A 20122-nucleotide genomic window follows, 5' to 3' on the forward strand; every position below is an offset into this window, starting at 1 on the left:
GGCCGCGCGTCATCCGCGCAGCAGTCTCTTTCAAGAATGCCTATCGGGCAAAACCCGTCTTCACCATTCGCACAGAAGGACCTTCCATGTACAAGAAAATCTCATTGCTGGCCGGCAGCATCGTCCTGGCGTTCAGCGCGGGCGCACAGGCCCAAACCAAATGGGACCTGCCCAGCGCCTACCCCGCCAGCAACTTCCACGTTGAAAACTTGACCACGTTCATCAAGGACGTGGACACGCTGTCGCAAGGCAAGCTGAAGATCCAGCTGCACAACAACGCTTCGCTGTACAAGGCGCCGGAAATCAAGCGCGCGGTGCAAGGCAACCAAGCACAGATCGGCGAAATCCTGCTGACCAACTTCGCCAACGAAGACCCGATCTACGAACTGGACGGCCTGCCCTTCCTGGCCACCGGCTACGAAGCCTCGTTCAAGCTGTACCAGGCGCAAAAACCCTTCCTGGAAAAGAAGCTGGCCTCGCAAGGCATGACGCTGCTGTACGCCGTGGCGTGGCCGCCCCAAGGCATCTTCGCCAACAAGGACATCAAGCAGATCAACGACATGAAGGGCCTGAAGTGGCGCGCCTACAGCCCCGTCACCGCCAAGATTGCCGAACTGGTCGGCGCGCAGCCGGTCACGGTGCAGCAGGCGGAACTGGCTCAGGCGCTGGCTACCGGCGTGATCGATTCGTACATGTCGTCGGCCTCGACCGGCTACGACACCAAGACGTACGAGTACATCAAGAAGTTCTACGACACGCAGGCCTGGCTGCCCAAGAACGCCATCATCGTCAACAAGAAGGCGTTTGACGCGCTGGACCCGGCTACGCAAGACGCCTTGAAGAAGGCCGCCGCGCAAGCCGAGGAACGCGGCTGGAAGCTGTCGCAGGAAAAGAACAAGTGGTATCAGGAAGAGCTGGCCAAGAACGGCATGGAAACCATCAAGCCGACCGTGGAACTGAAGGAAGGCCTGTCGGTGATCGGCAAGCGCATGCTGGATGATTGGCTGAAGAAGGCAGGCGCCGACGGCCAGGCCATGATCGACGCCTACAAGAAGCAGTGATCTTTTTATGCGCCGCTTTCTAGATGGTCTTTACGGCGCGGCCGGCCTGTTGGCCGGCTTGTGCACGATCGGCGTTCTGGTCTCGGTGCTGGCGGCGATCATCGCCCGCCAGCTCAGCCTGAACATTCCTGGCACCGATGCGTACGCAGGCTACTTCATGGCCGCGGCGGGTTTCCTGGCGTTATCCAGCACGTTCAAGCACGGCGAACACATCCGGGTCACGCTGTTGCTCAATTCGTTGGCACCGGCGGGCAGCCGCCGCCTGGACATTTTTGCGCTGGCCGTGGGCTCGCTGCTGGCCTCGGCCTTTGCCTTTTTCAGCATCAAGCTGACGTACGACTCCTGGCTGTACAACGACATCTCCACGTCCAACGACGCCACGCCGCTCTGGATTCCGCAGATCAGCATGGCGGTGGGCACGGTGTTGTTCCTGGTCGCCCTTGTCGACGAATTGATCCGTCGTTCACGCGGCGTGGCCGCCGCTACTTCGCAGCAAACCCATGAATGAACTTCTTGTCATCACCCTATTGGTCGTTTCGATCTTCGCGCTGTTGGGTTGCGGGGTCTGGGTCGGCCTGACGCTGGCAGGCACGGCGTGGATCGGCATGGAGATTTTCTCCAGCCGTCCGGCCGGCGACGCCATGGCCGTCACCATCTGGGGCGCTTCGTCCAGCTGGACGCTGACCGCCCTGCCCTTGTTCCTGTGGATGGGCGAAATCCTGTTTCGCACGCGCTTGTCCGAAGACCTGTTCAAGGGTCTGGCGCCGTGGCTGAACCGTTTGCCGGGTCGGCTGCTGCACACCAATGTGATCGGTTGCGCGATTTTCGCGGCGGTGTCGGGCTCCAGCGCGGCGACCTGCGCGACGGTCGGCAAAATGACCATTCCCGAACTGACGCGCCGTGGCTACCCCGAAGACAAGATCCTGGGCACGCTGTCGGGCGCCGGCACGCTGGGCCTGTTGATTCCGCCTTCGATCATCATGATCGTGTACGGCGTGGCGGCCGACGTGTCGATCGCCAAGCTGTTCATCGCGGGCATCTTCCCCGGCATCGTGCTTGCGCTGTTGTTCATGGGCTATATCGGCTGGTGGGCCATCCGCAACCCCGGGCAGGTGCCGGCGGCGGACCCCGGCATGTCGTTCATGCAGAAGCTGTCGCAATCGCGCCACCTGATTCCGGTCATGGTGCTGATCGGCGCGGTGCTCGGCTCCATCTACAGCGGCATCGCCACCGCCACGGAGGCGGCGGCGGTGGGCGTGGTGGGCGCACTGCTGTTGTCGGCGCTGCAAGGCTCGCTGAACCGCTCGACGTTCATGCAATCGCTGCTGGGCGCCACCCGGCTGTATTGCATGATCGCGCTGATCCTGGCCGGCGCACAGTTCCTGACGCTGGCAATGGGCTATATCGGCCTGCCGCGCGCGTTGGCGGAATGGATCGGCGGACTGGGCTTGTCGCAGTTCGGCCTGATCATGGCGCTGATGGTCTTCTTTGTGGTGCTGGGCTGCTTCCTGGACGGCATTTCCATCGTGGTGCTGACCATGGGCGTGCTGTTGCCGACGGTGCAAGCTGCCGGCATCGACCTGATCTGGTTCGGCATCTTCATCGTTTTCGTGGTGGAAATGGCACAAATCACGCCGCCGGTGGGCTTCAACCTGTTCGTGCTGTCCGGCATGAGCGGGCGTGAATTGCCTTACATCGCGCGGGCGTCATTGCCCATGTTCTTCCTGATGATTGTGGCGGTGCTGCTGCTGTATTTCATTCCGGGCATTGCCACATGGCTGCCCTTGCACATGACGCTGTAACGCTATGACGCTGTAATGCCGTGATGTCGCCGCCTGGACACCCGGGCACGACCTTCAAGAACCCCGGTCCTGGACTGGGGTTTTTTTTGGAACAATCGCGCCATTGTCCCGGCGCCCGACTATTTTTTTGATCTGTAAACCAGGGAAAACGCCAAAAACAATTTGGCCCTGCACATCCCGTAACTTTTTTAGAATCCCCAGGCGCTGCCCCCTTGCACCAGTTTGGCGCAATGCCGTGGCAGCCAACCTTTTGGGCCAATGCTCCGGACCCGCACTGCCATCAAGCAGCGTCGGTGCAACGGCCCAACGTCGGACGATCCGCCCGGCGCGGTCAACCCGGCCACAAGCCAGGTCACACACTACAAAACAGCTACACAGGAGGAGTCCTCAGTGAAACGCATCACTCTTACGCTCGCCGCCGCAGGCCTGGGCCTGGCCGCGGGCGCCGCATCGGCGGAAACCAGCGTCACCCTGTACGGCATCGCCGACGTCAGCATCCGCTACCTGAGCACCAGCGCCGGCAGCGTGGGCGAAGACGGCAGCCGTGTGTCGATGGAAAACGGCGCCATCTCGAACAGCCGCTGGGGCCTGCGCGGCTCGGAAGACCTGGGCAACGGTAACCGTGCCTTCTTCCGCCTGGAAAACGGCTTCAACATGCAGAATGGCAATTCGTCGGCTACGGGCAAGACGTTCGGCCGCCTGGCCTACGTGGGCCTGGACGGCGGCAACATCGGCCAGCTGACGCTGGGTCTGCAAAACACGCCGATGTTCGATCTGCTGGCCGACTACTTCGATCCGCTGACCGTGGGTAACTACGATCAGAACGCCTGGTTGCCCGCCGCGATGTCGCGCGTGCGCACCAACAACATGACCAAGTATTCCAACACCATCGGCGACCTGTCGTTGGCGTTGTCGTGGGCCAACGGCGAAAGCTGGGAAGACCACAAGGCCGGCCAGCAATACGGCGCCAGCCTGCGCTACATGATCGGCAAGCTGGGTCTGGGCGCGGCCTACCAGCAGACCTACGACGGCCTGGATTCCGACCTGCGCCAGCGCGTGTGGAACCTGAACGCGTCCTACCAGTTTGAAACCACCAAGGTGTTCGCCGGCTACTTCAATGGCCGCGACGAAACGGGCTGGGTCAACGCCGTCATGGGCGGCACCACCACCGCCAGTCTGGACCGCAAGGACAACGGCTATTTCGTGGGCGCCACGTGGCAAGCCACGCCGCGCTGGGCCATTACCGGCGCGGGCTACTACGACCAAAGCAAGAACGTGGTCGAAGACGGCGACAAGGGCAAGCGTTACGCCCTGGTCGCGGTGGCCGAATATTCGCTGTCCAAGCGCTCGCAGGTGTACGGCACGGTGGACTGGAACAAGGTCAGCAGCGCCGCCAGCGACGAAATCGCCGGCAAGAACCACCAGATCGGCGCCGCCGTGGGCTTCCGCCACATTTTCTAAGCGGCACGCAGGTCGGGCGTTTTCGAAACGCCCGATGCACAAATCAGACCACAAACCCAAAAACCCCATCGCAGCACACAGGCTGCGATGGGGTTTTTGTTTACAGCATCGCCATCCGGCTGTTGACCAGATCGGTCACCAGCATGTGCCCCGGCGCGTGCGTGATGCAGAACTCCGGACGCACCGACGACACCACCGATTGCGGCGTGACGCCGCAGGCCCAGAACACGGGCATTTCGCCCGGCCGGATTTCGACCGCGTCGCCGTAGTCGGGCTGGTCGATGTCGGCAATGCCGATCAGCGCCGGGTCGCCAATATGCACGGGTGCGCCGTGCACCGACGGAAAGCGCGAGGTGACCTGGATGGCGCGGATGGCATCCGCCGCCTTCAAGGGGCGCATGGACACCACCAGCGGCCCGCTGAAGGCGCCAGCCGGATGCGTCGGGATGTTGGTGCGGTACATCGGCACGTTGCAGCCTTGCTCGATATGACGCACCGGCAAGCCGTTATCCAGCATGGCCTCTTCGAACGAAAACGAGCATCCAATCAGGAACGACACCAGATCGTCGCGCCAGATATCGCGCACGTCGGTGGGTTCGGCCACCAGCTCGCCGTTCTTCCAGACGCGGTAGCGCGGGATGTCGGTGCGGATATCGATGTCTGCACCCAGTTCCGGCAGCGCCGGGTTACCGGGTTCGGACATGGCCAGCAACGGGCAAGGCTTGGGGTTGCGTTGGCAGAAATGCAGGAAGTCCGCTGCCAGCGCGCGCGGCAGGATGGCCAGGTTGGCCTGGACGTGGCCCGGCGCCAGATTGGCCGTGGGGCCGGTCAGGCGCCCGCTGCGCGCGTCCAGACGCGCCTGGCGGGCCAGTTGGACACTATTGCGTACGACGTCGACGGGCGACATGAAAAATCCTCTTGATGCAGTTGTGAAGCACCGGGCGATCAGTGCCCGGCAAGCAGCGCCTCGATGGCCAGGCCGACGGCCAGGATGCGGCGGTCGGCACCGTTGCTGCCGGCGATCATCAAGCCCACGGGGGCCGTATCCGGCCCATGGCAAGGCAGCGACAGCGCGCAGCCATCCAGGAAGTTGATCAGCGTGGGGTTGCGCAGAATCAGGCCATTGGCCGCGTAATAGGCTTCGTCGGAAGCGACCAGGTCGGCCACCGCCGGCGCCACGATGGGCGTGGTCGGCATGATGAGCGCGTCGTAGCCGGCAATGCGGTGATCCACCGCCGCCACCCACGCTTCGCGCGCATCCAGCAAATCGATGTAATCCGCGGCGCTCATGTCCTGGCCACGCATGATGCGCGAGACCACGCGCGGGTCGTAGCGCTTGCCGGCGCGCGCGATCAGGTCGCGGTGCCAGGCCCAGGCTTCGGCCGCCGTGAAGCCGCCCTTGCTGTTGATGCCGCCAACTTCGGCGAACTCGGGAATGGCGATTTCGTCGACCAGCGCGCCGGCTTCCTTCAGCCGGGCCACGGCCGCGGCGAAACTGTCCGCCACGTGCTTGTCCATGGCGTCCAGCGCCAGCGTGGTGGGCACGGCCAGGCGCAGGCCGCGCAGCGCCATGGCCTCGGGCACGGGGCCGCCGTCGCCTGACAGAATGGCGTCCAGCTCGGCGCAGCAACGCACGCTGGCGGCGATGGGGCCGATGGAATCCAGGTTGGCCGACAAGGGCAGCACGCCCTGCATCGACACGCGCCAGGCGCTGGGCTTGAAGCCCGTCAGGCCGCACAGCGCGGCCGGAATGCGCACCGAGCCGCCGGTGTCGGAACCAATGCCGGCCACGGCCATGCCGTCGGCCACGGACACCGCCGCGCCCGAGGACGAGCCGCCCGGAATGCGGCCGGTGGCGCGGTCGTACGGGTTCAGCGGCGTGCCGTAGTGCGGGTTGATGCCCAGGCCCGAATACGCGAATTCGGTCATGTTGGTGCGGCCGATGATGACGGCGCCGGCCGCGATCAGGCGCTGCACGACGTCGGCGTTGGCGTCAGCCGCCGGCTCGCCTTCGCGCGCGACCGAGCCGGCCATGGTGGTTTCGCCTTCGATGTCGAACAGGTCCTTGATGCTGATCGGCAGCCCTTCCACCGCCGAACGAACGATGCCCGCCGCCCGCAGGGTGTCAGAGGCGCGCGCCTGCGCCAATGCCGACTCGGCATACAGCTTGGTGAAAACACGGGCGCCCTCGCCCGCCGCATCCTGCGCGCGCGCCAGCGCCAGTTCGGTCAGCGCGACCGAGCTGGTACGGCCCTCGTTCAGGGCCAAGGTCAGATCATTCAAGGTCGAAACCATCATTGTCCTCGTGCCGCCTAGCGGCGTAAAAGTGCCGACAGGCGCAGCCTGAATAGGCGCGCCCGGCGTTCAATGCCATGCAGAAACAGGAATCAGGCCACCACGGGCAGCGATTCGACATGATAGCGATGGCTGATCGTGCGTTGGCGGCGCGGATCGAACAATTCCATGGTGAAGTCCGCCGCGGCGCGGATGCCGCCGATGGCGCCCACGGTGCCGCAGGTCATGCCCGCGCCTTGCGGCAGCACGGCGGCGCCGCCGGTGTAGCCGGCAATCAGGTCCTGCGGCGTGCGCAGCGTGGACAGCGGGCCTTCCTGGTACAGCACCTTTTCACCGTTTTCGACGATGTACGAGCGGATGACCAATTCGTCCCAGTAGTCGGCCACGTCCGCCAGGCGCCAGGCTTCGCTTGCCACGGGCTTTACGCAGACCTGCTTGGACATGGCGACGCTGACGGTTTCCAGCTTGCGGTCGGTATGGTCCGACGCGATGCTGACGTACATCTCGCCGTCCACGGCGAACACGAACGTTTCCACTTCGCCCGACGAATCCTCGCCCACGGCCTGCACTTGCGTGGCCTGGGTCAGCTGGTTGTCGGCAATGCGGTAGTACAGCGGCACGCTGGTCGGGCGCGGCACGCCGATGGCGGCGAGCTCTTCGATGTGGTGCTCGATGGCGGCCATGTCGCGTCCGGCCCAGCCGGCCACGATCAGGGTGTTGAAGTCCACTTCCACCTGGCGGGGATTGGCGTCGTCGATCTTGAATACGGCTTTCATATCAGTCCTGCGGAAATAACGGGTGGGAAACGGTGCGGCCGCGGTGGGCCGCACCCGGTTCAAACAAAAAGTCTTTTCAATCAATCAATCAATCAATCAATCAATTGATCAATCCATCGATCAATTGATCAATCCATCAACCAAACGCGCGCGGCAACCACAGCGCGATGTCGGGCCAGAACGCCAGCAACCCCAGCATCACGAACATGGCGGCCACGAACGGCAGGCTGCCGATGATGACGGCGCTCATCGAGCCGCTCTTGCGCAGGCTTTGCACTACGAAAAGGTTCAGGCCCACGGGCGGCGTGATCAACGCGGCTTCAACCAGGATGATGATGACGATGCCCAGCCAGATCGGGTCGTAGCCCAGCGCGATCATGATGGGCGCCACGATGGGAATCGTCGTGATCATCATGGACAGCGTTTCCATGAAGCAGCCCAGCACCAGGTAGAAGATCACCACGATCAGCAGCATCCACCCCGGCGACAAGCCCAGGCCGGTGATCGACTTGGTCAGCGCATCCGTCAGGCCGGTGGCCGACATGATGAAGTTCAGGAAGCTGGCCGCGATGACGATCAGCATGATCATCGCCGTGGACCGCATCGTGCCTTCCATCACTTCGCGCAGCATCTTCCAGGACAGCCGGCGGAACCAGGCGGCCAGGATGAAGGCGCCCAGCACGCCCAGCGCGGCGGCTTCCGTCGGCGTGGCAAGGCCGGCGTAGATGGAACCGACCACCAGGAAGAAGATGCCCATGGGCGGCGCCAGGTGCACCAGGCTGGCAAGACGCTGGCCCCAGGTTGCATGGATCTTCTTGCCGCCCCAGGACGGCTTGGCCACGCAAGCCACGACCACCGTCAGCATGAACAACGCGGCCATCGCGAAGCCGGGGATGATGCCGGCCAGGTACAGCTTGGGCACGGACGAATTGGTCAGCACGCCATAGATGACCAGGTTGATGGACGGCGGAATCAAGATGCCCAACGTGCCGCCCGCGGCCAGGCTGCCCAGGAACAGCGGCTCGTTGTAGCCATACTTGCGGATCTGCGGAATGGCCACGGTGCCGACGGTGGCGGCGGTTGCCACGCTGGATCCCGAGGTTGCCGAGAACAAGGTGGACGCGCCGATGTTCGCGTGCATCAAGCCGCCCGGCAACCACGACAGCCACAGGCTCATCGCGCTGTACATGCGTTCGGCAAAGCCCGCGCGCAGCAGCACTTCGCCCAGCATGATGAACAGCGGAATCGCCACCAGCAGGAACTCGTTGTTCGAGCTCCAGGAAATTTCACCGATGGCGCGCGACAGCGGCAACATCGAAAAGAGCGGGTCCAGGATCAGACCCAACACGCCAAGCGCGGCGCCCACGGGAATGGACAGCCCGATCAGCACCAGCAACAACGTCAATGCGGTGGAAATCATGCTGCGTCTCCCTTGACCATGCGCTCGCCGGCGGCGGCTTCTTCTTCAGCTTCTTCTTGCGCGGAACGCACGCCGCAGATCTGCTTGACCAGTTCGATGTCGCCCGTGACCAGCGCGGCGGAGGCGCGCGCCAGCATCAAGGCCACCGTGATGCACATCCAGGCCAGGCCCAACAGCCACAAACCTTGGGGCACCCACAGCGGCGTGGCCAGCGGGGTGTTGGCGGCGGACTTCTGGGCCCATGAGGTCTGCACCACGTCGTAGGCGTAGTACGTCAGGAACACCATGAAGACGGCCAGCGACACCATGGAAATCCAGTCGAGCACGGCCGACAGGCGCACCGGCAGGTATTGATAAAGCACGTCGACACGCACGTTGGCGCGTTGCAACGTGGCGAACGCCAGCGCCCAGGACGTGCTGATGGCAAATGCGTAGCTGGACAACTCGTCGGCGCCACCGGTGGTGAAACCCAGGAATTTGCGGGCCAGCACGTCGAACGAGATCAGCAGCACGCTGGCCACCGTCAACGCGCCGCCGGCCCATACGGCCACGCGCGAAAAACTCTCGGCGCGCCGCAACAGGCCGCCCAGCAGGCGGAAGTGTTCGGTTTGGGTCATGGATAGAACCTCTGCGGGCTAGCGCCCGGTATGACTTGCGGAAAAGCGCGCCGCCGCGCGATGCGGCGGCGCTGTCCAGCGCTTACTTGCTGGCGGTCAGGCCCAGCGTCTTGCCGATGGTGGCGTTGAAGTCCTTCACGCACTGTGCCGAGCAACGGGCGGCCCACTTGGGCAACACGGCTTCTTGCGCAACCTTCTTGAGCAGCGCGCGGTCGGCATCCGACGGTTGCACCAGAACCATCTTGCCCTTGACCGGGAACGGGCAAGCGGCGGCGCCGGTGTTGCAGTCATAGCCTTCCTGCGTCTGGCGGGCAGCGGCTTCCCAGATGTTGTCCACCAGCGTCTTCACGTTGGCTTGCAGGAACGTGCGCACGGCGGGGTCCAGCTTGTCCCAGGCCTTTTGGTTGACGGCGTGAATCTGCTGGTTCCAGTTGATCGGCAGCGCCACCAGGTGGGTGGACACTTCGTACCACTTGGCCGAGTAGCCCGACAACGAACCGGTGATGGCGCAATCGACCACCTTGTTTTGCAGCGCCGGCACCACTTCACCGAAGGCCATCGTCACGCTGGAACCGCCCAGCGCTTCAACGAATTCGGCCGTGGTGCGGCTGCTGGTGCGAACCTTCTTGCCCTTGATGTCGGCCAGGCCCTTGATGTCCGCGTTGCAGAACAGCACCTGGGCGGGATAGGTCGAGATGCCCAGCAGCTTGACGTTGTTGCCTTCGCCGTAGAGCTTGGCGTAGACGGGCTCGAACGCGTCGGTCACGGCGCGCGCGGTCTTGACGTCGGGCGCCAGGCCGGCCAGGTCGATGGCTTCGTTGATGGGGTTATCGCTGGCGAAGTACGACAGCGTGGCGGTGCCGAATTCAATCACGCCTTGCGACATCAGGCGCAGCAACTCGGGGCCCTTCAGGCCCATTTCGTTGAAGCCCTTGATTTCCGCCGTGACCTGGCCCTTGGACAGCTCGGGAATGGTCTTCGTCCAGAACGGCTTTTCGTAGTCGTTATAGGCGGTCAGGTTGGACAGGCCTCCCACGACCTTCAACTGGGTTTTGGGCAGGTCCTGTGCGTGGACGGCGCCGGCAAGCATGCTGGCGGCGACGGCTGCAAAAACAAGAGACTTCTTCATGGACAAAACTCCTGGCTGGCGGGATGGTCTGTCGCGCGCGGGATCCCGTTACCCGTGTCGCGCGCGGTTTGGTTCAGGTAATCAGGCGCGAAGATCGCGTGCGAGGCGCGGCCGAGGGCTGGGCGCCAAGGTCCGGAATAGGCTCGAAAGATGGTTCATGCTTTTCCCCCGCACTGTGTATCCAGGCGTTGCATTTTTGCTGTTTCGCCATTGCATCGTCCGGGGCGGCAAGCGTCCAATCGTATGTTGCGATGTGGGGGTATAAATATTTCTTGGGTCTCGCCGAATCGTTGTCGGGCCGTTTACGCAAACGACGGCCTGGCGCGGCTTTTCAGGCGGTTGGGCAGGCGGGGACGGGTGTCCGGCTGCCCGGAACGCGGGATGGCTCCGTGCCCCCTCTGGGGGAAAACACCTAGGCGGGAATGCCGTCTCCGGCCTGCGCCGCGACCTTTTGCGCCATCTGCGCAATCACCCTGACCGCGTGGCTATCCGGCCCCTGCACCCAGGTTGCGGTAAAGCTCAGTTCAGGCAAGGGGTCGGCCTGCACACGCAGAATGCGCAGTTCGCCCCGCGCCAGTTCCTTGCCCAGGAACACCGGCGCGATCACGCTGGTGCCGATGCCGTCCTGCGTCATTCGGACCACCATGGACATGGACGCACTGCCATACATACGCGGCGAGGCCACGCCCGCGCGCGTCAGCATGTCGCGCACGACCCGGTACGGCGAGCTGTTGGACGGATACGTGATGATGGGCAGCTTGCCGATGCGTTCCAGCGTCAGCGGCTCGGGGCCGAGGTCCAGCGTGGGGCTGGCCACCCAGGCCAGCGGGTAGCTGCACAGCGGCAGGTTTTCGACACGGGCCTCAAGCACCGGCCCCATCAGGAACGCCAGGTCGATCTGGCGCGACATCAGGTGCGGGCGCAACACGTGGGTGGTATCCACCTCGATCTCGAGCACCAGCGCGGGATAGGTGGAATGGATCAGTTCGATCAGCGTGGGCAGCCACGTCTGCACGATGGTTTCCGCCACGCCGATACGCACCGTGCCGGTCATGACGTTCTGCTCGCGCGCCGCCTCGAACATATCGCGCCGCACTTGCAGCATGCGTTCGGCGTGCGACAGCAGTTCGTGCCCCTTGGCGGTCAGCTTGACGCCGCGCGCGTCACGCTCGAACAGCCGCACGCCCAGGTCTGCTTCCAGCGAGGCGATGCGCTGCGACACGGCAGGTTGCGTGGTGTTGAGCTTGTCGGACGCGGCGCGAAAGCTGCCCAGCGTGGCGACCCAAAAAAAAGTTTCGACGTTACGTAGTTCGATCATTGGCCTGTTCCCCCGGCGCGATGAGCGTATCATGGCAGCCGCCCATTTCCCCATCAGGAGCCCGTCCATGCCCCCGGCCGATCCAGGTCGCCCACAAGCCCCCGCGCCCGCCTCGCGCGGCCCGCTCGTCGGGATCTTGCTGCTGGTGCTATCGATGTGGACGCTGTCCTGTCTGGACGCCAGCGGAAAGTGGGTCATGAACGCGGGCGTGCCGCTGCTGGTGCTGTCGTGGTTCCGCTACGTGGTGCACCTGATCCTGGTGCTGGCGCTGGTGTTGCCGGCGCGCGGGCTGCGTGTGCTGCGCAGCAACAAGCCGCGCGAACAACTGATACGCGGCGGCTCCATGTTCCTGGCCACGCTGATGTTCTTCACGACGCTCAGCTACATTCCGCAGGCCGAGGCCACGGCCATCAACTTCCTGGCGCCCCTGCTGGTGCTGTCCCTGGCACCCTGGATTCTGAAAGAGCCCGCCCGCCTGTCGCGCTTCGTGGCGGCGGGCATCGCGTTTATCGGCGTCATCATCGTGATCCGCCCCGGCGGCGGGCTGCATCCCATCGGCACCATTTTTGGCCTGCTGACCGCGTGCTGCTTTGCCGCGCAGTTCATCGCCACGCGGCGCGTGGCGGGCGATGACCCGTTCACGTCCTTGATCTGGAGCGGCGCGGTGGGCACCGCCTGCCTCACGCTGACCCTGCCTTTCGTGTTGCCGGCTGCCCTGCCCGTTCTGCAATCACTATCCACATTCGATTGGTTCTTGCTGATCTCGACCGGCCTGACGGGCGGGGTTGGACATCTATTCCAGATCGCCGCCTACCGCCGCGCGCCGGCATCCACGCTTGCGCCCTTCATCTACCTGCAAATCATCAGCGCCACGTCGGTGGGTTGGCTGGTCTGGGGACACTTTCCCGACCCGCTTACGTGGTTGGGTATCGCGATCATCTGCGCCAGCGGCATCGGCATCGGCCTGATCGAATGGCGGCGCAGCATGGCGATCAGCGCCGCGGCGGCCCGCGCGGGCGCCCGCTAAGCGCGGGCCTTTCCTGCCCACCCGCCCCGCTCGCCAGCGCGCGCGAAGCCGCTCCCGTACAATGCTCGACGCTTTTTGCGCTTTGGCGCATCGGCTTTCCCGGCATCCGGCATTTCCCCGAACGAGGTCTTCATGATCATCAAGCCCCGCGTGCGCGGCTTTATCTGCGTTACCACCCACCCCGTTGGCTGCGAGGCCAACGTCAACAAGCAGATCGACTACGTCCGGGCGCAAGGACCCATCGCCGGGGGCCCCAAGCGCGTGCTGGTGCTGGGCGCGTCCACCGGCTATGGACTGGCGGCGCGCATCAGCGCGGCCTTCGGCTGTGGCGCGGAAACGCTGGGCGTTTTCTTCGAACGCCCGGCAGAGGCCGCCAAGGCTGGCACGCCGGGCTGGTACAACACCGCCGCATTCCACAAGGCGGCCCAGGCGCACGGCCTGGCGGCGCAAAGCATCAATGGCGACGCGTTCTCGGACGAGATCAAGCAAAAGACCATTGCCGCCATCAAGGCAGGCATGGGCCAGGTTGACCAGGTCATCTACAGCCTGGCCGCCCCGCGCCGCACGCACCCCAAGACGGGCCAGGTGTTCAACTCCACGCTCAAACCTATCGGCCACGCCGTGAACCTGCGCGGCCTGGACACCGACCGCGAAGTGGTCAAGGAGTCCGTGCTGGAGCCGGCCACGCAGGCCGAGATCGACGCCACCGTGGCCGTGATGGGCGGTGAAGACTGGCAGATGTGGATCGACGCACTGCTTGAAGCGGGCGCGCTGGCCGAAGGGGCCACGACCACCGCGTTCACCTACCTGGGCGAAAAGATCACCCACGACATCTATTGGAACGGCTCGATCGGCGCCGCCAAGAAAGACCTGGACGACAAGGTGCTGGATATCCGCGCCAAGCTGGCCGCGCGCGGCGGCGACGCCCGGGTGTCGGTGCTGAAAGCGGTGGTCACGCAGGCCAGCTCTGCCATCCCGATGATGCCGCTGTACCTGTCGCTGTTGTTCAAGACCATGAAAGAGCAAGACACGCACGAAGGCTGCATCGAACAGGTGTATGGCCTGTACCGCGACAGCCTGTGCAGCGACACGCCGATCCTGGACGCCCAGGGCCGCCTGCGCGCCGACTACAAGGAACTTGATCCGAAGGTTCAAGAAGCCGTGCAGGCGCTTTGGCACCAGGTCACCAGCGACAACATCTATCAGCTGACCGACTTTGCCGGCTACAAGCAGGAATTCCTGCGCCTGTTCGGTTTCGAGATCGATGGCGTGGACTACGAGGCCGACGTTGACCCCGCCGTGGAAATACGCGGCCTGATCTGATCAGGGGCGTTCAGTGCGCGCGCCGGCCGTGCTACGGCCGCGCGCATCGCATCACAGATACTCCAGCGTGACCAGCCGGTGCGGCACATCGCGCGCACCGCCCCTGCCAGGCAAGGGCTGCAATGCCTTCGTGCTGACCTTGACGACGCTGTCGGTCGCGGTGGCCGGGCGGCCGGCGGCAGCCGCACAGACGATGCGCGGCGTGGTCCGCGCAGCTTCGCGCGACGGGCTGGCCTGGCAACGGGTGGGTTCGACAATCATGCCGGAGAACCGGATGATGCCCCCCGCGGCGCTGACCGCCATGGGGGCAAGCATGGCGGCGACAAACACAACAAACGCTGAACAACGAATCATCATGGCGGCTCCAGGGCGTTGGCAACGTCTGGCAAGCGCGTTTGCCCGCCAGAGGGCACTCCCCAGACATCACCTTGGTATCCCCTTGGCATCGCGGCGCGTATCGCAATGCGCCGTTTTCAATTCCATGTCTCGGTTGTCAATCAGACTACTCTGAAGATTTTTTCGTATCAATTTGGATTAAGTCTAAAAACGCCGCTTACTTCGCCTTTTTCGTCAGGATCTCTAATAAGCGGTCCAATCCGCCCTCGTCGATGGCCACATTGACGACCTGGCGCAGGCGGCTTGGCCCGATAACCGACGGACAGCCCGGCGGTGCGCATCATCGGCGGGTCATTCGCGCCATCTCCCACCGCGATGGCGCGTTCCAGCCCTGCCCCGCGCTGCGCGCGCACGTCGTCCAACCCCAGCCGGGCGCGCAGCCGGTCGGTGAAACAGGTGAAGTCGCCGGTGACCGGGACCGCTGGGGCGCGTCAGTCGCCCTGCACCATCCGGCCGGCCGCCAACACCAGCTGGCGTGCGCAGCGCGCGGCCAATTGCGGGTCGTGCGTGACGAGCACCAGCGTGGTGCCGTGTTCGCGGTGCAGGTCAAACATCAAATCGATGACGGTGACGCCCGTGGCGGCGTCCAGGCTGCCGGTGGGCTCGTCGGCAAACAGCAGGTCGGGCTCGACCACGAAGGCGCGCGCCAGCGACACGCGCTGTTGTTCGCCGCCCGACAGCGTGCGCGGGTAATGGTGCAAGCGCGCACCCAGGCCCACGCGTTCCAGCATGGCCTGGGCCGGTTCGCGCGCGGGTTGGCCGGCCAACTCCAGCGGCAGCATCACGTTTTCCAGCGCCGTCAGGTTGGGCAACAGCTGGAATGACTGAAAGACAAAGCCCACATGGTTCGCCCGCAAGCGCGCGCGGCCGTCTTCGTCCAGCGCGAACAGGTCCTGGCCGGCCAGATGGACGCTGCCCACGCTGGGAACATCCAGCCCGGCCAACAGTCCCAGCAACGTAGACTTGCCCGAGCCGGAACTTCCGGTGATCGCCACGGCGCTGCCCGCCTGGACCGTAAAATCAATGCCTTCCAGGATAGAAAGCGTCCCGCCGGCATCGGCGACCCGCTTGCCCAGCCCTTTCACCTCGATCGAATTCTTGCTATCCATGCGCCTATTTTCCCTTCTGCGTCTTACGTCCGCCCTGAGTCTCGCCGTCATGGCGCTTCCCGCCCACGCTCAGACCGCCGTGTCGGCCCCGGGTTCCGCGCCTCGCACGGTACTGGTGGTGGGCGACAGCCTGGCTGCCGAATACGGTATCAAGCGCGGCACGGGCTGGGTGCCGCTGCTGGCGGCGCGGGTTTCCGAACAATACCCTAAGTACCAGGTCGTCAATGCCAGCATCAGCGGCGACACCACCAGCGGTGGCGTGGCGCGCTTGCCGGCACTGCTGCGCCAGCATGCGCCGGCCGTCGTGGTGCTGGAACTGGGGTCGAACGATGCGCTGCGTGGTTTGTCGCTGACGATGACTGAACAAAACCTGCGCACCATGGCGCAGGCTGCCAAGCAAGCCGAGGCCAAGGTCGTGATCGTGGGCATGCAGATCCCGCCGAACTACGGCCGGGACTACTCGCAACGCTTTGCGCAGTTGTTTTCCACGGTTGCCAAAAATGAAAACGCCCGGCTGGTGCCATTCCTGATGGAGGGAATGGCAACAAACCGGGCGATGTTCCAGGCTGACGGCATCCACCCTAACGAGGATGCCCAGGCCCAATTGCTGGACAACGTGTGGCCGACGTTACAGCCACTCTTGAACTAAAAACCTAAGGGCCGGGGCCTTACCGACAAGGCCCCGGGTGCTGACGGATCAGCCCGCTGCCTGCGGCTGATCGCCGCGAATGACGTCGGCGGCGCTGGGCAGCACCTGCACCTTGTACTGTTCGCGCAGCATCTTGAGCAGCGCTTCGATTTCGGCCTGACCCAGGCCGCCCGACAACTGCTGCGCCAGACGGTCCTTGGCGGTAGCGTCGACCGAACCGGCTTCAACCTTTTCCAGGCGAACCAGCGTGTAGTCAGCGCCCGATTGCACACCGGTGTAACCCGGCAGCGGCGTGGACGGCAGACGCATCGCGGCATCCACCACCGGCTGCGGCAAGTCCTTGGGGTCCTGACGCGAAATTGTCACGGCGGGCGAGAAGCCTTCCGGCGCGGCGGCCGGGTTGGCCTTGTCGGCCGCCAGCGCGGCTTCGCCGGCTTTCTTGGCGGCTTCGGCCGAACGCTCTTGCAGCAGGCGGGCGCGGATGGAATCGCTGACCTTGTCCAACACAGGCACGTGCGCCGGTTCGATGTTGGCCACGCGCACCGCCATCATGACGGCGGGCGACAGTTCGATCACACCCGAGTTCTGCTTTTCACGCAGCACTTCGGCCGAGAACAGCGCTTGGCGAACGCGCGGGTTGTCCAGCAGCTCGGCATCCGGGCTGTCCGCGGCGGAACCGGGGCCGGCCTTGTCGGCGGGCAGCAGGCCTTCGCGGGTGACGCCCGAGGCGGTGCGCAGCTTCAGGCCCACCGCGTCGGCGGCCGGTTGCAGGCTGTCGCGCTGGTCGTAGACCTGCTTGTTCAGCTGGCTGGCCATTTCCGAAAAGTGCACGGCGGCCAGTTGCTTGCGCACTTCGCCGGTGATCTGGTCCTTGACCTCGGCCAGCGGCTTGATGGCGGCGGGCTGGATCTCGGTGACCTTGACGATGTGCAGGCCGGCCGGGCTTTCAACCACGCCGGACACCTGGTCCTTGGTTTGGCTGAAAATGGCCTTTTCCAGCGGGCCGGACAACATGCCCGGCGCCAACCAGCCCAGGTCGCCGCCCTTGGCGGCAGAGCCCGCATCCTGCGAATTCTTGGTGGCCAGTTCGGCGAACTTGGCCGGATCGGCGGCGGCTTGCTTGGCCAGATCTTCGGCCTTGGCGCGCGCAGCCTTGCGAGCATCTTCCGAGGCGCCAGGAGCCAGCTCGATCATGATGTGGCTGGCGCGACGGCGTTCCGGCTGGCCGAAGCGGTTCTTGTTTTGCTCGTAATAGGCCGTCAGGTCTTCGTCCTTAACCTGGATGCCCTGCGTGGCGGCGGCTTCGTCCAGCACCAGATATTGCACCTGGACCTGTTCCGGAATTTGCAGCTGCTGCTTGTTGGCGTCGTACCAGGCCTGGATATCGGCCGGCGTCACGGTCACTTGCGAGCGATAGTCTTCGGCGGCGAAGCGGCGCAATTGCACGGTGCGCTGTTGCGTCAACGCCGATTCCAACGAGGCGACCACTTCGGCGGGAGCGCGGGCCGATTGGCCCACCGGGTCCAGCACGCGGCCCACGGCCAGATCGCGGCGCAGACCGGCTTCGAACGAGGTCGGCGACATGCCCTGCGCGGCCAGCACCTGGCGATAACGCTCGGGCGAGAAGCGGCCGTTGTCCTGGACTTCGGGAATCGCGGCGATGGTGTTGCGCAGCGTTTCGTCCGACACGTTAAAGCGGTTGTCCACGGCAACGTTGGCCAGCAAACGCTGATTGATCAGCTGGTTCAGCAGGCCTTCGCGCAAAGCGGGCGTGTCGGAGACGGCCGGGTCAAAGCGGGCGCCCTGACGCTGACGCATCTGCTCAAGCTGGTTGCGGTGCGCCTGATCAAACTCGGCGCGAGAAATCGGCTGGCCAGCGACCGTGGCAAGCTCCGGCTCTTTGCGCATGAAGCTGTCATAGCCTTGAATTCCGACCAGGAAGAAGGACGGCACAATCAGAAGCAGCAGGATGAGCTGCATCCAGCGCCGATGGCTGCGAATAAATTCGAACATGGAATCCCTGTTGCCGCGCTTCGGGGGTGTCCACCCAAAGCCGCACGAAAACGCAAAAGAAAACGCAAAAAAAAGGGCGAACTTGATTCGCCCTATTCCCATACCGGTTATTACCGGATCAGCGGGCGGATTTTAGCATTTCTCACTTGCATCGGGCCTTTAGATTCTCTTCAGGTTTATCCCGGCAGGGCGTGGACCGGCCGCTTCCCACCGAAGCGCCGCACCGTCAACCCGGGAAATTCCCGTTTCCGCCCCCCGTGGCCACCCGTATCTTGCCCCGTGGGGCCAGCCGATCACCGTGCCACGCCCCGACGCCGGCCGTTCGCCGACGCCCTTTCCTGTGCAACTTTATAAAGGGTTCCATCAATGCCGCTTACCTCTTTCCGCCAGCACGTCCTGCCCGCCTGCCTGGCTCTCGCCTTCCTGGGCGGGGCGCACGGGGCGCTGGCCGCGCCGGTGGCCGCCGTGCACGACGCTGCCAAAGCCCAGCAACAAGCCATGCTGGACACCATGCGCGACCTGGTCAACATTGAATCGGGCAGCAAAGACGTGGAAGGCGTCGAACGCATCGCCGAATTGATCCGCGACCGCCTGAAGGCGCTGGGCGGCACGGTAGAGATCATTCCCGCCACCGATGTGTTCCGCCTGGACGACACGCCGGAGAAGGTCGGCCCGATGGTGCATGCCGAGTTCAAGGGCAGCGGCACCAAGAAGATCATGCTGATCGCCCACATGGACACCGTCTACCGCAACGGCATGCTGAAAGACCAGCCGTTCCGCGTTGACGGCGACAAGGCCTACGGGCTGGGCATTGCCGACGACAAGCACGGCGTGGCGACGATCATCCACACGCTGACGATGCTGCAAAAGCTGGGATTTAAAGATTTCGGCACGCTGACCGTGCTGATCAACGGCGACGAAGAGATCAGCTCGCCTGGCGCGCGCAGCACCATCACGCGGCTGGGTGCGGACCAGGACGCGGTGTTTTCGTTTGAAGGCGGCGGCACCGAGCCCCGCCTGACCCTGGCCACCAGTGGTATCGGCGCGGCATACCTGACGGTGCAAGGCAAGACCTCGCACGCGGGCGCGCGGCCCGAGGGCGGCGTCAACGCGCTCTATGAATTGGCGCACCAACTGCTGCAACTGGACAAGCTGTCCAAACCCGAAGAAGGCTTGAAGCTGAATTGGACGGTGGCGCAGGCCGGCACCAATCGCAATGTGATCCCGGGCCAGGCCACCGCGCAGGCCGATGCGCGCGCCTTGCGCGTGTCCGACTTTGACGCCCTGGCGAAAACGCTGGAAGAACGCGTACAGAAAAAACTGCTGCCCGAATCGAAGGTCAGTGTGAAGTTCGAAGTACGCCGCCCGCCGCTGGAAGCCACCGACGCATCGCGCGCTTTGGCTCAGCATGGCGTCAAGGTCTACCAGGAACTGGACCTGCCTTTGAAGGTGGTGGACCGGGCCAGCGGCGGCGGCACGGACGCGGCGTTCGCGGCGTTGAAGGCGCGCGGCCCGGTCGTTGAAGGCATGGGCTTGAGCGGCTTCGGTGCGCACTCGAATGACGCGGAATACATTCAGATCAACAGCATCGTGCCGCGCCTGTACCTGGCCAGCCGGATGATCATGGATGTGTCCCAGGGCAAAGTGGCGTCCAAGTAAAACGGGGCCACCCCGCCGCAGCGCCTGGCTGGCGCCCAGCGGCGGGGCCCAGCGCCGAATCGCCCCC

General features: G+C 64.4%; 18 protein-coding genes and 1 pseudogene. 8 read left to right on the forward strand and 11 right to left on the reverse strand.

What is annotated here, in order from left to right:
• Nucleotides 1–86 precede the first annotated feature (86 nt).
• The 4 genes from YH64_RS14585 (at nt 87) to YH64_RS14600 (ending at nt 4324) form a co-directional block, all read left to right on the forward strand.
• Nucleotides 87–1061: a TRAP transporter substrate-binding protein gene (locus tag YH64_RS14585; RefSeq protein WP_046804959.1), complete on the forward strand. Its 975-nt coding sequence runs from the start codon at nt 87–89 to the stop codon at nt 1059–1061.
• Nucleotides 1062–1068: 7 nt separating this feature from the next.
• Nucleotides 1069–1569 carry a TRAP transporter small permease gene (locus tag YH64_RS14590; protein ID WP_046804960.1) on the forward strand — a complete coding sequence of 167 codons (501 nt, stop codon included), beginning with the start codon at nt 1069–1071 and terminating at the stop codon, nt 1567–1569.
• Nucleotides 1562–2863: a TRAP transporter large permease gene (locus YH64_RS14595; protein WP_046804961.1), complete on the forward strand. Its 1302-nt coding sequence runs from the start codon at nt 1562–1564 to the stop codon at nt 2861–2863. Before YH64_RS14590 ends, YH64_RS14595 begins: the two co-directional genes overlap by 8 nt.
• A 390-nt stretch (nt 2864–3253) precedes the next feature.
• Nucleotides 3254–4324 carry a porin gene (locus tag YH64_RS14600; RefSeq protein ID WP_046804962.1) on the forward strand — a complete coding sequence of 357 codons (1071 nt, stop codon included), beginning with the start codon at nt 3254–3256 and terminating at the stop codon, nt 4322–4324.
• Nucleotides 4325–4424: 100 nt separating this feature from the next.
• Here YH64_RS14600 and YH64_RS14605 read toward each other — a convergent pair whose 3' ends face one another.
• The 7 genes from YH64_RS14605 to YH64_RS14635 form a co-directional block, all read right to left on the reverse strand.
• Nucleotides 4425–5231 carry a putative hydro-lyase gene (locus YH64_RS14605; protein WP_046804963.1) on the reverse strand — a complete coding sequence of 269 codons (807 nt, stop codon included), beginning with the start codon at nt 5229–5231 and terminating at the stop codon, nt 4425–4427.
• A gap of 38 nt (nt 5232–5269) precedes the next feature.
• Entirely contained in the window at nt 5270–6619 is a 1350-nt protein-coding gene (locus YH64_RS14610; RefSeq protein ID WP_046805035.1) for an amidase, read from the reverse strand.
• Between the two features lie 92 nt (nt 6620–6711).
• On the reverse strand, nt 6712–7395 hold the full coding sequence (locus tag YH64_RS14615) for a DUF2848 domain-containing protein (RefSeq protein WP_046804964.1): 684 nt from the start codon (nt 7393–7395) through the stop codon (nt 6712–6714).
• Between the two features lie 136 nt (nt 7396–7531).
• A complete protein-coding gene (locus YH64_RS14620; protein WP_046804965.1) occupies nt 7532–8815 on the reverse strand; it encodes a TRAP transporter large permease in 1284 nt (427 codons plus the stop codon).
• Entirely contained in the window at nt 8812–9432 is a 621-nt protein-coding gene (locus tag YH64_RS14625) for a TRAP transporter small permease subunit (RefSeq protein ID WP_046804966.1), read from the reverse strand. The genes YH64_RS14620 and YH64_RS14625 overlap by 4 nt, the downstream gene beginning before the upstream one ends.
• A gap of 82 nt (nt 9433–9514) precedes the next feature.
• Nucleotides 9515–10561, reverse strand: a complete 1047-nt coding sequence (locus YH64_RS14630; protein ID WP_046804967.1) for a TRAP transporter substrate-binding protein — start codon at nt 10559–10561, stop codon at nt 9515–9517.
• A 412-nt stretch (nt 10562–10973) separates the two neighbouring features.
• Nucleotides 10974–11879 carry a LysR family transcriptional regulator gene (locus tag YH64_RS14635; RefSeq protein WP_046804968.1) on the reverse strand — a complete coding sequence of 302 codons (906 nt, stop codon included), beginning with the start codon at nt 11877–11879 and terminating at the stop codon, nt 10974–10976.
• Between the two features lie 67 nt (nt 11880–11946).
• On the opposite strand from YH64_RS14635, the gene YH64_RS14640 reads away from it, so the two are divergent.
• A complete protein-coding gene (locus YH64_RS14640; RefSeq protein ID WP_120155425.1) occupies nt 11947–12906 on the forward strand; it encodes a DMT family transporter in 960 nt (319 codons plus the stop codon).
• 132 nt (nt 12907–13038) lie between these two features.
• Nucleotides 13039–14229, forward strand: a complete 1191-nt coding sequence (gene fabV / locus YH64_RS14645; protein WP_046805036.1) for an enoyl-ACP reductase FabV — start codon at nt 13039–13041, stop codon at nt 14227–14229.
• A 51-nt stretch (nt 14230–14280) separates the two neighbouring features.
• Here fabV and YH64_RS14650 read toward each other — a convergent pair whose 3' ends face one another.
• The 3 genes and pseudogenes from YH64_RS14650 to YH64_RS14660 all read right to left on the reverse strand — a co-directional run bounded on the left by YH64_RS14650 (nt 14281) and on the right by YH64_RS14660 (nt 15734).
• Complete coding sequence (locus tag YH64_RS14650; protein WP_046804970.1) at nt 14281–14586, reverse strand: hypothetical protein; 306 nt, start codon at nt 14584–14586, stop codon at nt 14281–14283.
• 196 nt (nt 14587–14782) lie between these two features.
• Nucleotides 14783–15038, reverse strand: a pseudogene (locus YH64_RS30555) (HAD hydrolase family protein); the annotation flags it as partial.
• 18 nt (nt 15039–15056) lie between these two features.
• The gene (locus tag YH64_RS14660) at nt 15057–15734 is read right to left on the reverse strand and encodes an ABC transporter ATP-binding protein (RefSeq protein WP_046804971.1); all 678 of its coding nucleotides are present in this window, start codon (nt 15732–15734) and stop codon (nt 15057–15059) included.
• Here YH64_RS14660 and YH64_RS14665 point away from each other — a divergent pair.
• Nucleotides 15733–16383 (forward strand): arylesterase, encoded by a 651-nt coding sequence (locus tag YH64_RS14665; RefSeq protein WP_046804972.1) that lies wholly within the window; start codon nt 15733–15735, stop codon nt 16381–16383. The two genes, YH64_RS14660 and YH64_RS14665, sit on opposite strands and share 2 nt — an antisense overlap.
• Before the next feature lie 48 nt (nt 16384–16431).
• Here the strand turns inward: YH64_RS14665 and YH64_RS14670 are convergent, their stop codons facing one another.
• On the reverse strand, nt 16432–18396 hold the full coding sequence (locus YH64_RS14670) for a SurA N-terminal domain-containing protein (protein ID WP_046804973.1): 1965 nt from the start codon (nt 18394–18396) through the stop codon (nt 16432–16434).
• Between the two features lie 366 nt (nt 18397–18762).
• On the opposite strand from YH64_RS14670, the gene YH64_RS14675 reads away from it, so the two are divergent.
• Nucleotides 18763–20055 carry a M20/M25/M40 family metallo-hydrolase gene (locus tag YH64_RS14675; protein WP_046804974.1) on the forward strand — a complete coding sequence of 431 codons (1293 nt, stop codon included), beginning with the start codon at nt 18763–18765 and terminating at the stop codon, nt 20053–20055.
• Nucleotides 20056–20122 lie beyond the last annotated feature (67 nt).

The organism is Achromobacter sp. LC458 (assembly GCF_001005835.2).
GTDB lineage: Bacteria > Pseudomonadota > Gammaproteobacteria > Burkholderiales > Burkholderiaceae_B > Achromobacter > Achromobacter spanius_B.